Origin of the sequence: Micropruina sp., from assembly GCF_047607385.1 — a bacterium.
GTDB lineage: Bacteria > Actinomycetota > Actinomycetes > Propionibacteriales > Propionibacteriaceae > Micropruina.
Genome location: NZ_JASGDE010000014.1, coordinates 1 through 11,908, shown reverse-complemented (window position 1 = coordinate 11,908; position 11,908 = coordinate 1). Strand labels below are relative to the sequence as shown.

At 72.0% G+C, this 11,908-nt stretch carries 13 protein-coding genes; 8 read left to right on the top strand and 5 right to left on the bottom strand.

Annotation, left to right across the window (positions count from 1 at the left end):
• Positions 1 to 185 precede the first annotated feature (185 nt).
• Positions 186 to 2,267 carry a right-handed parallel beta-helix repeat-containing protein gene (locus QM582_RS00950; protein ID WP_415080924.1) on the top strand — a complete coding sequence of 694 codons (2,082 nt, stop codon included), beginning with the start codon at positions 186 to 188 and terminating at the stop codon, positions 2,265 to 2,267.
• A 97-nt stretch (positions 2,268 to 2,364) separates the two neighbouring features.
• Here the strand turns inward: QM582_RS00950 and QM582_RS00945 are convergent, their stop codons facing one another.
• The 3 genes from QM582_RS00945 to QM582_RS00935 form a co-directional block, all read right to left on the bottom strand.
• Complete coding sequence (locus tag QM582_RS00945; RefSeq protein WP_415080921.1) at positions 2,365 to 3,567, bottom strand: M20 metallopeptidase family protein; 1,203 nt, start codon at positions 3,565 to 3,567, stop codon at positions 2,365 to 2,367.
• A gap of 122 nt (positions 3,568 to 3,689) precedes the next feature.
• Positions 3,690 to 4,502 (bottom strand): putative RNA methyltransferase, encoded by an 813-nt coding sequence (locus QM582_RS00940; RefSeq protein WP_415080919.1) that lies wholly within the window; start codon positions 4,500 to 4,502, stop codon positions 3,690 to 3,692.
• A gap of 11 nt (positions 4,503 to 4,513) precedes the next feature.
• Positions 4,514 to 5,272, bottom strand: coding sequence for an SDR family oxidoreductase (locus tag QM582_RS00935; protein ID WP_415080918.1), 759 nt, complete (start codon positions 5,270 to 5,272; stop codon positions 4,514 to 4,516).
• Positions 5,273 to 5,464: 192 nt separating this feature from the next.
• On the opposite strand from QM582_RS00935, the gene rpsN reads away from it, so the two are divergent.
• The 4 genes from rpsN (at position 5,465) to QM582_RS00915 (ending at position 7,071) form a co-directional block, all read left to right on the top strand.
• Entirely contained in the window at positions 5,465 to 5,770 is a 306-nt protein-coding gene (gene rpsN, locus QM582_RS00930) for a 30S ribosomal protein S14 (protein WP_415080916.1), read from the top strand.
• A gap of 25 nt (positions 5,771 to 5,795) precedes the next feature.
• On the top strand, positions 5,796 to 5,918 hold the full coding sequence (gene ykgO, locus QM582_RS00925) for a type B 50S ribosomal protein L36 (protein WP_415080914.1): 123 nt from the start codon (positions 5,796 to 5,798) through the stop codon (positions 5,916 to 5,918).
• Positions 5,918 to 6,082, top strand: coding sequence for a 50S ribosomal protein L32 (gene rpmF / locus QM582_RS00920; protein WP_415080912.1), 165 nt, complete (start codon positions 5,918 to 5,920; stop codon positions 6,080 to 6,082). Before ykgO ends, rpmF begins: the two co-directional genes overlap by 1 nt.
• Before the next feature lie 101 nt (positions 6,083 to 6,183).
• On the top strand, positions 6,184 to 7,071 hold the full coding sequence (locus tag QM582_RS00915; protein WP_415080910.1) for a class I fructose-bisphosphate aldolase: 888 nt from the start codon (positions 6,184 to 6,186) through the stop codon (positions 7,069 to 7,071).
• 165 nt (positions 7,072 to 7,236) lie between these two features.
• Here the strand turns inward: QM582_RS00915 and QM582_RS00910 are convergent, their stop codons facing one another.
• Complete coding sequence (locus QM582_RS00910) at positions 7,237 to 8,136, bottom strand: SURF1 family protein (protein ID WP_415080908.1); 900 nt, start codon at positions 8,134 to 8,136, stop codon at positions 7,237 to 7,239.
• A 1-nt stretch (position 8,137) separates the two neighbouring features.
• Positions 8,138 to 8,458 carry a DUF3099 domain-containing protein gene (locus tag QM582_RS00905; RefSeq protein ID WP_415080906.1) on the bottom strand — a complete coding sequence of 107 codons (321 nt, stop codon included), beginning with the start codon at positions 8,456 to 8,458 and terminating at the stop codon, positions 8,138 to 8,140.
• Positions 8,459 to 8,469: 11 nt separating this feature from the next.
• Here QM582_RS00905 and fabG point away from each other — a divergent pair, with 11 nt between their 5' ends.
• From fabG to QM582_RS00890, 3 genes are all read left to right on the top strand, one after another.
• Positions 8,470 to 9,240 carry a 3-oxoacyl-ACP reductase FabG gene (fabG, locus tag QM582_RS00900; RefSeq protein WP_415080904.1) on the top strand — a complete coding sequence of 257 codons (771 nt, stop codon included), beginning with the start codon at positions 8,470 to 8,472 and terminating at the stop codon, positions 9,238 to 9,240.
• 63 nt (positions 9,241 to 9,303) lie between these two features.
• Positions 9,304 to 10,074: an enoyl-ACP reductase FabI gene (gene fabI / locus QM582_RS00895; protein WP_415080902.1), complete on the top strand. Its 771-nt coding sequence runs from the start codon at positions 9,304 to 9,306 to the stop codon at positions 10,072 to 10,074.
• A 208-nt stretch (positions 10,075 to 10,282) separates the two neighbouring features.
• Positions 10,283 to 11,908 (top strand): ATP-binding protein (locus QM582_RS00890; RefSeq protein ID WP_415080900.1); only part of this gene is annotated, 1,626 nt, incomplete at its 3' end.

The window sequence follows — 11,908 nt, the reverse complement described above, 5'->3', positions numbered from 1 at the left end:
GTTCTAGCCTCCCGTCGACGGGAGGCTAGAACTGATTAGGGAGGGCCGTCCCGGTCGCGCCGGCTCTCCCGCGCCGGTGACGGACGGGTCGCTTCGGCTACGCAGTATCACGTACAGACCGGGACGCCTCTGCAAACTTAAGCTGAATTGACGCGCGGGGGCGCGTCCGGGGAGTCGGGGGCACGATGTCCAAGCACCGCACTGCACGCACCACCGCCCTGACCGGGGTGTTCCTGTTCGCGCTGGCCGGCTCGCAGCTGGCCGGCCAGCTGCCGGCCCGGGCCGCCACCTTCACGGTGACCACGTTCGCCGACGTGGTCAGCCCCGTCGACGGGGTCACCTCGCTGCGCGAGGCGTTCGCCGCGGCGAGTTCCAACGGCACCGACGACACCATCGTGCTCGCCGCCGGCAGCTACCACCTGACCAGCTGCACCGGGCCGCTGTCGCACACCGAGGGTGCCGCGCTGACCGTGCAGGGCAACGGCGCGACGATCACGCAGACCTGCGCCGACACCGGCGTCATCGAGAGCACGGACGACGTCAGCTCGCTCACCCTCACCGACCTGGGCATCGTCGGCGGACCCAACTCGGGCGCGTTCGTCTTCGGCCCCGGCGTGTACGGCGAGGGCGCGGTCCGTCTCGACACGGTCACCGTCACTGGCGTGGACGGAGGGCCGACCGGGGCGTCCGCCGCCGTCACCGGCTCGAACAACATGCCGGGGGCGCCGATGACGATCGTCGACTCCCAGATCACCGGCAACGACAGCGACGGCGTCACCGGCAGCAACGTGAGCTTCGTGCTGACCCGCAGCACGATCAGCCACAACGGCGGCGCCGGGGTGAATCTGACCGACGGAACCCCGGTCACCGTGACCGGCAGCACGATCGCCGACAACGCCGAGTACGGGCTGCGGACCACCGGCCAGGGCCACACCCGGGTCACCGTGACCGGCTCGAAGCTCAGGAACAACGGCTCCACCGGACTGCTCTGCAGCGCCTGCGCCAGCCTCGACCTCAACGGCAGCTCGGTGACCGGCAACGGTGACAGCGGCGTCGACTTCAGCTACGACTTCGACCCGGTGGGGCCGGACCGCCACATCGCGATCAGCAACTCGACGGTGAACCGCAACACCTCCGCCGGACCCGGTGGCGGCATCTCGGTGACCACCATCCAGACCGCACCGAGCGACGACGTGTCCCCGCTGCTGACCATCGACCACAGCACCATCTCCGGCAACAAGACCACCGGCAGCAACCGGCATGGCGGCGGCGTGTACAGCCGGGTCGGCGCGCTGCGGGTGGAGAGCAGCACGATCAGCGACAACAGCACCGGTTCCGGACTGGTCGGTGGTCCGTCCGGCGGCGGCATCTACTTCGTCCCGGACGCCGACGGACTGTCGTCGGCCAAGCACAACGCCACGATCATCCACTCGACGATCACCGGCAACAGCACCGCGTTGAACGGCGGCGGCGCCTACCTGGACAGTGACGGCGCCGTGCAGCTGCTGCGGTCCAAGGTGGCGAAGAACGAAACCGGGCTGCTCGGTCGCGGCGGCGGACTCTGGGTCAAGGAGGCGACGCCGCTGCTGATCGAGAAGTCGACCATCGCGTCCAACCGGGCCGCCCGCGGTGGCGGCGTCTACGTTGCGGGACGGACGAGTCCGGCCTGGGCGGTGATCGCCGACACCACTCTGAGCGGCAACTGGGCCCGGGAGTACGGCGGCGGCGTGCTGGTCGCCGAAAGCGCCTCGGCCACGCTGCGCAACACGACCGTCTCGGCCAACCGGGCAGGCCAGTGGGGCGGAGGCATCCAGGCCGGGACGTCGGCCAAGCCGAGGCTGCCGGTCCAGGAGGTCTGGGTCGAGTTCAGCACGGTGCGCGGCAACCGGGCGCCGCAGGGCGGAAACCTCGGGGCCCGCAGCGGTGTGGTCAAGACGGTGAGCTCGGTGTTCGTCGCGGCGACCGGGCCGGGTTGCACCTTCGGGCCGTCCGCTTCGCTGACCGCGTTCGGTTACACCTTCACCGACCACAACGCCTGCGCCGGCCACCCCACCGACGTGGTGAGCGCGGCCGACCCGAAGCTGGGGCCGCTGGCCGACAACGGCGGGCCGACCCGCACCCATCTGCCGGCCAGCACCAGCCCGCTGGCCGGCCTGGTGCCGGCGGCGTCCTGCAGCCTGTTCATCGACCAGCGCGGCCAGGCCCGTCCGCAGGGCGCCGGTTGCGAACCCGGCTCGGTCGAGGTGCCCGGCAAGCGCCGCAGCTGAGCCGCGGCCGAGCAATGCGGCTCCGGTAGTTCCCTGACTATCTGTGCCCTCCCACATGCGGGAGGGCACAGATCGTTAGGCAGGGCTTTCTGCGGCGTCAGAGCGCGCCGGCCAGGTGGGCGCCGGCGAGATAGCCGGCGGCGAGGGCCAGTGCGACGGTCCGGATGGTGTCCTCGCTGGGCAGGTAGCGGGCGTGGTGCAGCCCGACGTCGTGCCGGGTGCCGGCCTCTTCGCCGGTGCCGACGAACATCATCACGATCGGCACGTGCTGTCCGAAGTGGCTGAAGTCGTCGGCGCCCAGCGACCGGAACGGCTGGTCGGCCACGTGCAGGCCGGACGCCTGCAGCAGCGGGTCGAGCGCGACCACCAGGTCGAGATCGTTGGCCAGCGCCGGGTCCCCGCGCAGCAGGGTGACCTCGGCGGTCGCGCCCCGGGCGGACGCCGTGTGCTGGGCGAACCGCCGGAGCTCGGCGTGCAGCAGCCGACGGTCGGATTCGTGCATGGTGCGGATGATGCCCTGCAGCATCGCCGAGTCCGGAATGATGTTGTGGGTGGCGCCGGCCTCGATCCGGCCGATGCTGATCAGGGCCGCATGGGTCGGGTCGATCAGGCGTCCGACAAGCTCGTACAGGCCGGAGGCGATGCTCGCCAGGATCGGCACCGGGTCGATGGTGACGTGCGGGTAGGCGCCGTGCCCGCCGTGCCCGCGGATGACGATGTCGAAGGCGTCCGCGGCCGCGTTCACGCCGCCGATGCCGGTGCTGATCAGCCCGGACGGCACCCGCGGCTGGACGTGGGCGCCGATCACCGAGCGGACGTCCTGGTCGTCCAGCAGGCCGGTCTTCAGCACGTCGGGGGCGCCGGAGGGGTTGCACTCCTCGCGCGGCTGGTAGATGCCGAGCAGGCCGGCGGGCAGGTCGATCTTCTCCGCCGCCTTGAGCACCGACCAGACCGCCGCCATGTGGACGTCGTGTCCGCAGGCGTGCATCGCGCCATTGGTCGAGGCCCAGTCGAGCCCGGTCTCCTCGGTGATCGGCAGGGCGTCCAGTTCGCTGCGCAGCGCCACGGACGCGCCGTCCGGACCCACCCTGGTCCAGAAGCCGGTGTCGGCCACCGGCGTGGCGGGCCTGCTGAGTGCCGCGCTCAGCAGGTCGGCGGTGGGCTGCTCGGAGCCGCCGATATAGGGGTCGGAGTGGATCGCGCGACGCAGTGCCTTGGCCTGGGGGAGCACCTCGTCGATCCCGGCGGTGAACTGCTCGATCAGGGTCAATGCGCGGGTACTGGGCCAGGCGGACGTCACGGACGGGCAGTTTACGGGCTCGGCGTCACAGTCCGGGAACAGGCTCGCGGGCGGGCCGCCTCCTTCCTTCTCGCGCTCGCCTAACTATTCAGGGCTCGCCGAACTCGGCGAGCCCCAAATAGTTAGGCGAGCGCGAGAAGGAAGGTGCTCAGCGAGACGGCCAGCCGGACCTGTTCCGGTGCGGTCGGACGGGGCGGGTCGTGGAAGGCGTTCGGGCCCATCCGGATCAGGTCGTCCAGCACTTCGGTGCCCAGCGTGGTGGTCAGTTTCAGGGTGACCGTGTCCTGGTGCGCCAGATGCGGCGCCAGCCGTTCCCGCAGCCGTTCCTGCTTGTCGTCCTCGATGCCGAGGAGTCCGTAGCGCTCCCGCAGCTCGACCAGATGGTCCGGGGTGGGGGTGGCCACGATCAACCGTCCGCCGGGACGCAGCACCCGGGCGAACTCGGACGGGTTGCGCGGGGCGAAGATGCACAGCAGCACGTCGACGGACGCGTCCCGCACCGGCAGGCCGCGCCAGACGTCGGCGATCACCGAAGCCACCCGGTGGTGCGCCTTCGCCGCCCGCCGCGCAGCCGCCCGGGAGATGTCGAGGGCCAGCCCGCGGGCCGGCGGCCGGTCCTCGACCAGTCCGGCCAGGTAGTGCCCGGTTCCGGCGCCGACCTCCAGCACGGTCTGCACGCCGACCAGCGGCACCGCGGCGTCCAACCCCCGGCTGAGGAAGCCGAACACTCCCGCGGCCTGCACCCGGGCCCGGGCGTCCAGCATGGCCGCGGTGTCGGCGTTGGCCGGTTCCGGACCGCCGGACAGGTTCAGATAGCCCTGCCGGGCGACGTCGAAAGAGTGCCCGGCGTCGCAGGCCCAGCGTCGCTCGACCGGCGCCAGCGCGCCGCCGCAGTGCGGGCAGGCCAGCAGGTCGTGCGCGACATGCAGATTCACAACCGCCCGCTTTACAGCGCCCGCAGCGCGCCGCCGTCGACCGGGATCACCGAGCCGGTCAGATAGGACGCCGCCGGCGACAGCAGGAACGCCGCCACCCGTCCGAACTCGGCCGGATCGCCCAACCGGCGCAGCGGGATGGACGACTCCGCCGCGGCACGCGCCGCCGCCGGGTCGGGGCTGCGTCCGTGCAGGAACTGGATCCGTTCGGTGACGATGGTGCCCGGCATCAGGCCGAGAATCCGGCTGCCGTTCGGGCCGATCTCGTCGGCCAGCTGCTTGATCAGCATGGCCAGGCCGGGCCGCAGCCCGTTGGAGATCGCCAGCCCGGGAATCGGCACCTTGACCGAGGTGGACAGCACCAGGCCGAGTGCGACCGGTCCGCCGGCGGCGGAGATCACCGCGCGGACGGTGCGCAGCGCAGCCAGGAAGACCGAGTCGAAGGCGGCCAGCCACTGCTCGTCGGAGTTGGCCAGCGCGGCACCCGGCGGCGGTCCTCCGACGCTGATCAGGGCCCCGTCCAGCCGTCCGAAGGTGCGCAGCGCCAACTCGGCGGCCGCCGCCGGCGTGCCCGGATCGGCCAGATCGGCGGCCAGCGCGACCGCGTTGGCGGCACCCAGGTCGGCCACCGCGTCGTCCAGCACGTCCGGACGGCGGGCCACCAGCACCACCCGGGCGCCCTCGGCGACCAGCTGGTCGGCGCTCGCCCGGCCCAGCCCGGCGCTGCCCGCGGTGACCACGAAAACCCGGTCGGTCAGTCCCAGATCCATGCCAGCAGACTACGACTCAGCAGCCCCGGCGTCTGCCGATGAGTACCGCGATTCAGCCCGACCCCGCCTCAACTTGACGAAAACGATTCTCAATATCTATCGTAACTGAGCGGCCCGACGGGCGCCGAGGTCGGAACATGGCGCCGGCAGCGGGCCGCCCCATCCGTACCCCTGCGAGGAGTCCCAACCCCGATGGCCAAGAAGAGCAAGATCGTCAAGGACGCCCAGCGCCGCCGCGTCGTGGCCCGCTACGCCGAGCGTCGCGCCGATCTGAAGCGGCGCAGCGTCGATCCTTCGCTGAGCGTGGAGGAGCGGGAGGCCGCGATGGCCGCGCTGCATGCCCTGCCCCGGGACGCCAGCCCGGTCCGGCTGCGCAACCGGGACGCGATCGACGGACGTCCGCGCGGCCATCTGCGTCAGTTCGGGCTGTCCCGGATCCGGCTGCGCGAACTGGCGCATCGCGGCGAACTGCCCGGCGTCACCAAGTCGAGCTGGTGACGGAACCGAGAGGGAGAGGAATCCGATGAAGGTACGTGCCTCACTGCGTGCACTGAAGATGAAGGAGGGCTCCATCGTGGTGCGCCGCCGTGGCAAGACCTACGTGATCAACAAGCGCAATCCGCGCTGGAAGGCGAGGCAGGGCTGATGGCCGTTCCCAAGCGCAAGAAGTCCCGCAGCCGCACCCGGTCGCGCCGGGCGCAGTGGAAGGCCGAGCCGATCGACCTGGTGCCGGTGCGGGTCAACGGTGCGGTGGTGAAGGTTCCGCGGCGGCTGGTGCGGGCGGTGCAGAGCGGGCTCATCCAGCCCTGAGACCTCTCGACCGGAGCCCGTCCGCAGTCCCATGCCCAGGTCTCCGCCGAGCAGCACCACCGTCCGCCCCGGACCCAGGAGAGAAGACCCAGGAGAGGAATATGCCCGACCCGAATCAGCTCGCCGGGTTTCGCAGCGGCGCCGGCTTCGTCGCCGCCCTGGACCAGGACGGCGGCTGCACCCCGCAGGTGCTCCGGGCGTACGGCATCGACGAGTCGCAGTACTCCAGCGACGTCGCCATGTTCGACCTGATCCACGCCGCCCGGACCCGGATCGTGACCAGCCCCGAGTTCGCCAGCGACCGCATCCTGGGGGTGATCCTGTTCGACGCCACCTTGGACCGTGAAGTCGACGGCACCGGCTTCCCCGAGTACCTGTGGGACCGCAAGGGCATTCTCTGCTTCCTCACCATCGACGCCGGGCTGCGGAAGCGGCGTGACGGCGTCCGGCTGCTGCGTGAGCCGCCGCGTCTCGACGAGGTGCTGGTCCGGGCCCGGATCGGCGGCGTCTTCGGCACCAAGGCCCGCTCCATCATCCACGCTGCCGACCGGCAGGGCATCGCCCGGCTGGTCGAGCAGCAGTTCGCCGTCGCCGAGCGGGCGCTGGCCGCCGACCTGGTGCCGATCATCGAGCCCGCGGTGGACGCGGCCACGCCCGACAGGGCCGCGGCCGAGGCGATGCTCAAGGACTCGCTGCGCGACCGGCTGGACCACCTCGGCGACCGAGTGGTGGCGCTTCAGCTGAGCCTGCCGTCGGTGGACGACTTCTACGCCGACCTGGTCGGGCACCCCAACGTGGTCCGGGTGCTGGCCCCGTCCGGCGGCTACGGACGCGACGAGGCGAACGCCCGGCTGGCGCGCAACCACGGCCTGATCGCCGGTTTCAGCCATCCGCTGCTGGACGGCCTGAACGCCTATCAGAGCAAGCGGGAGTTCGACCGCGCGCTGAGCGCGTCCGTCGAATCCATCTATCGGGCCTCGATCACCTGAGCCTCGATCCACCGATCGGCGCCTACTGTGCGACCCCAGCTGGGCGCACTGGCGTCGCCGGCACCGCTCACCGTACGACCCGGTACGCCTTCGCGTTCCCGGCTTGCCATTGCACCCATCTGGTGCCGCTCGCTACGCCGCCCATCGGTGGATCGAGGCTGAGACTCAGGACGTGGTGTCGGCGTCGGCCGGGGACCGGGCCGGACGGGCGTCCCCGGTCGCGGCGCCGTCAGCCTCAGCGGCGCCGGACTCGGCCTCAGCGGCGCCGGAGCCAGCCTCAGCAGCGGCAGCCTCGGCGGCGGCCAGCCGGGCGGCCCGGCGACGGTCCCGCAGGTCGGAGCGGATCAGCACCACCAGGCCGATGCCGGCGATGATCGCGAACGCGAACCACTGCAGGGCGTAGGAGAAGTGGTTGCCCTCGGTCAGCTCCGGCGGATTCACCGGCACCAGCCCGTCGTCGACCGACGGGGTCACCTCGGTCGCGCCGATGTACCCGTTCACCAGCGGATAGGACAGGGTGCCGGCCACCGCGTCGGAGTTGATCAGCCGCATCTGGCCGTCCACCGGCGTCATCGCGTCGCTGCCGCCCTGCTCGTTGCGGCGCGCGTAGCCGACCACGGTGACCTCGCCGGACGGCGGGGCGGGGGCGACCCGGGGGAAGTCCTGAGAGGCCGGACGGGCCGCGAAACCGCGGCTGACCAGCACACTCCCGGACGCCGTTCGCAGCGGTGTGACGATCTCCCAACCGGTCTGGTCGGCGTTGGAGCGGTACCGGACGACGAACGAGTGGTCGGCGTCGAAGGTGCCGGTAACGCGCACCCGCTGCCACTGGTCGGCGTCGGTGAGCGGATGGGTGAACACGGTGCGCCAGTCGACCACCGGCGCGTTCTCGTGGGCCACCACGATGCCGTTGTTGTCGCGGCGCTGTTGCAACCGGTCGAGCTGCCAGCGGCCCAGGTTGACGAAGGCGACGGCCAGGCAGATCACCGCAACACCCATCACCGCCCAGCGCAGCCACAGCCGCCGGCCGCGGGGCGCCTCGCCCATGGTGCCCAGCTTCGGCACGTCAGTCCTCCACCGATCCGGGCACCACGCCGCCGGAGGTCAGTTCCTTGTGATCGACGGTGTCGTCGTCGGTGCTCTCCGGCTCGCGTCGCAGGTCGACCGCGTTGGCCAGCATCACCGCCATCGGCGGGATCACCGCGGCACCGATGAACAGCACCCAGTTCCACGGGGTCGGCGCCATCACGCCGCCCAGGAAGCAGGCCACCCGGACCGCCATCGTCATCAGGTAGCGCTTATTGCGCTGATCGGCGTCCAGCGACTTGGCCCGGCGGGCGCTGGTGATCAGCACCGGTCGGCCCTGTGCGTGCGCCCGCGTACTCACCCAGACACTGTATGTCGTCCGACGCCCCGCGACACCGGTGCACTAGGTTGTCCTGCGTGACGGATACGGAAGGCGTGGGCGGCCGCAGCGCCGTCGTCACCGGCGGGAACAAGGGCATCGGCGCGGCCATCGTGGCGGCGCTGTTGGAGCAGGGGCATCGGGTGGCCAGCTTCTCCCGGGGCGGGGACGCCCCCGAGGGTGCGCTGGGCATCGCCTGCGACGTGACGGACGCCGCCCAGGTGGACGCCGCGTTCAAGCAGGCCGAGGAGGCGCACGGGCCGACCGAGATCCTGGTCGCCAACTCCGGCGTCACCAAGGACACCCTGGTGCTGCGGATGAGCGAGGCCGACTTCGACCTGGTGCTGGATACCAACCTCAAGGGCGCCTTCCGGTGCGCCAAGCGGGCCAGCCGGTCGATGCTGCGCCGGCGCTGGGGGCGGATCATCTTCACCGGCTCGGTGGTCGGCCTGTACGGCTCGCCCGGCCAGGTGAACTATTCGGCGTCCAAGGCGGCGCTGGTCGGGGTGGCGCGCTCGCTGACCCGCGAGATCGGCGCCCGCGGCATCACCGCGAACGTGGTCGCCCCCGGCTTCATCGAGACCGACATGACCGCCACCCTGGCCGAGGACGTGGTGGCCGGCTACCACGCGGCGATCCCGGCCGGACGCCTCGGCGCCACCCGCGAGGTCGCCGCCACCGTGGCGTTCCTGGCCAGCGAGGGCGCCGGCTACATCTCCGGCGCGGTGATCCCGGTCGACGGCGGCCTGGGCATGGGCCACTGACCGCATCGGCACCGAGCACACACGAGCAACTGACCCATTCGGGCACTGAGGAAGGGAACGGAATTGGGAATCCTGGAGGGCAAGAACATCCTGGTCGCGGGTGTCACCATGAACACCTCGATCGGCTACCGGGTGGCCGAGATCGCGCAGCGCGAGGGCGCCACCGTGCTGGTGTCGAACTTCGGTCGGGCGCTCAGCCTGACCCGGCGGATCATCAAGCGGCTCGATCCCGAGCCGGTGCTGCTCGAGTTGGACGTCACCAACGACGAGCACCTGGCCGGCCTCGCCGACAGCATCCGTGAGCACGTCGACCACCTGGACGGGGTGGTGCACTCGATCGCCTTCGCCAACCCGGAGACCGCGCTGGGCGGCAAATTCCTGACCACGCCGGCCGACGACGTGAAGACCGCGATCCACGTCTCGGCGTACTCGCTGGCCAGCCTGACGATGGCCTGCAAGCCGCTGATGAGCAGCGGCGGATCGGTGGTCGGGCTCACCTTCGACGCCCGGCAGTCCTGGCCCACCTACGACTGGATGGGCGTGGCCAAGTCGGCGCTGGAGAGCACCTCGCGCTACCTGGCCCGCTACCTGGGACCGGACGGCATCCGCTGCAACCTGGTCGCCGCCGGCCCGCTGTCGACGATCGCCAAGAACGCCATCCCGGGCGCCGACACCTTCGACAACATCTGGGCCGAACGCGCCCCGCTGGGCTGGGACCCGAAGAACCTCGACCCGACCGCCCGCGGCGTCGTCGCGCTGCTGTCGGACTGGTTCCCGGCCACCACCGGCGAGATGGTGCACGTCGACGGCGGTCTGCACTCCACCGGCGCGTAGCTTCCGCCTCGCGATAGACCCCTGCCTAACTATCTACGCCCTCCCACCTGCGGGAGGGCGCAGATAGTTAGGCAGGGGTCTATCGCGCTCCGGTGGTCACCCGCCGGGATCCGGCGCAGGTCGGCGGCCGCGCACCTTGGCGCAGGCCCGGATTCGGTGCCAGCATGCGGTCACGGGGGCGTCGCGGCGGGGCGGGAGCGGAGGTGCGGTGATCGATCATGATCCGGACGGTTCGGGAGGCTCGACCTTCCTGGGCCGGGACGGCGAACTGGCCGATCTGCTCGCCGCCCTGCGGAGCCCCTACGCCCGGTTGATCACCGTCACCGGAATCCCGGGCATCGGCAAGACCCGGCTCGCGATGGAAGTGTCCGCCCGGCTCGCCGACGAACTGCCCAGCCGGTTCGTCCCGCTCGCCGGGCTGTCGGACGCCGCCGACATCCCGGCCGCCGTCGCCGCCGCGCAGCCGGTGGACCGGGCGTCCGGCCCGCCGGGGCGGCCGGTGCTACTGGTGCTGGACAACGCCGAACACCTGACCGGGGCGGCGGAGCAGGTGCGCAGGCTGCTGGACGAGCACCCGCGGGTGCTGGTCACCAGCGTGCGTCCGCTCGGCCTGGCCGTCGAACGGACGCTGCGGTTGGGTCCGCTGGGTGCGGCCGCGCCGCCCGGGGAATCTCGGCGGGACGCCGCGGTGCGCCTGTTCGACGAGCGTGCGACGGCCGGCTCGGTGGCGTACCACCCGGCCGACCCGGACAGCGTGGCCGCGTTGTGCGAGCTGCTCGGCCGGATCCCGCTGGCGATCGAGCTGGCCGCCGCCCAGGCCGGCATCGTCGCCGTGCCGACCCTGCTGGAACAGCTCCGGCACGGCGCCGGGCTGGATCTTCGCAAACCGTCGTCCGACACCACCACGCCGGACCGGCATCGCAGCATGCGGCACGCCCTGACCTGGAGTTCCCGGTTGCTGGAGCCGGGGGTGCGGCGACTGTTCGCGGCCCTGTCGGTGTTCGCCGGGCCCATCACGGTGGACGGGGCGGTCGCGGTCAGCAGCGGCCTGGACGTCGGCGACGTCTTCGACGGCCTGCCCGTGCTGGTCGACGTCCATCTTCTGGAACCCGTCGCCGGCAGCGGTCCGGCCCGGTTCCGGCTGCTGCCGCCGGTGCGCCAGTTCGCCCACCAGGCGCTGCTCGGCACCGGAGCCCTGGAGCAGGTCGAACGGGCCCACACCCAGCACGTCCTGGAACTCGGGGCGCGGGCCGCGTCCGCGTTCGCCCGCGGCGACCACGCCGCGGCGTTCGGGCTGCTGGAGCAGGACTGGGTCGAGCTGGCCGCGACCACCGCACGGCTGCTGGAGCAGGCCCGGGCCGGCGGGCCCGACCAGCCGGTCGGCCCGGTCGTCGAAGCCGGACTGGCCCTGGCGGTGGACTGCGCCCCCTACCTGCTGTCGGTCGGCCACGACGAAGGCGCCCAGGTGCGACTGGAGCGGCTGATCGAACTGGGCCGGTCCACCGGCGCCGACGAGGGCCTGCTGACCCGGGCGCTGCTGTGGTCCGCGGTCCTCGGACGCCGCGGCAACGACCGCCGGTTCGGCCCGGACTGGGTGCGCTCGCGGATGGCCGAGGGCATCGCCCGGGCCCGGACGGCCGACGACGCCGACGCCCTGCTGCTCGGCCTGGAGCTGACCGCGCTGGCGACCACCCGGACCGGCGATGTCGAGACGGCGACGGCCGCCGTCGAGGAGGCGCTGGCCCGGCCCGAGCTCGACGAGGGACGCCGGGCCCGCTTCGAGGCGCTGGCCGGGATGCTGGCCAACCAGCGCGGCGAACTCGTCGCGGCCGGC

Bases quoted from the DNA above. Each gene is read 5' to 3' on its own strand.
- QM582_RS00950 (WP_415080924.1), top strand. From the start codon at position 186: ATGTCCAAGCACCGCACTGCACGCACCACCGCCCTGACCGGGGTGTTC.
- QM582_RS00935 (WP_415080918.1), bottom strand. From the start codon at position 5,272: ATGGATCTGGGACTGACCGACCGGGTTTTCGTGGTCACCGCGGGCAGC.
- rpsN (WP_415080916.1), top strand. From the start codon at position 5,465: ATGGCCAAGAAGAGCAAGATCGTCAAGGACGCCCAGCGCCGCCGCGTC.
- ykgO (WP_415080914.1), top strand. From the start codon at position 5,796: ATGAAGGTACGTGCCTCACTGCGTGCACTGAAGATGAAGGAGGGCTCC.
- rpmF (WP_415080912.1), top strand. From the start codon at position 5,918: ATGGCCGTTCCCAAGCGCAAGAAGTCCCGCAGCCGCACCCGGTCGCGC.
- QM582_RS00915 (WP_415080910.1), top strand. From the start codon at position 6,184: ATGCCCGACCCGAATCAGCTCGCCGGGTTTCGCAGCGGCGCCGGCTTC.
- fabG (WP_415080904.1), top strand. From the start codon at position 8,470: ATGTCGTCCGACGCCCCGCGACACCGGTGCACTAGGTTGTCCTGCGTG.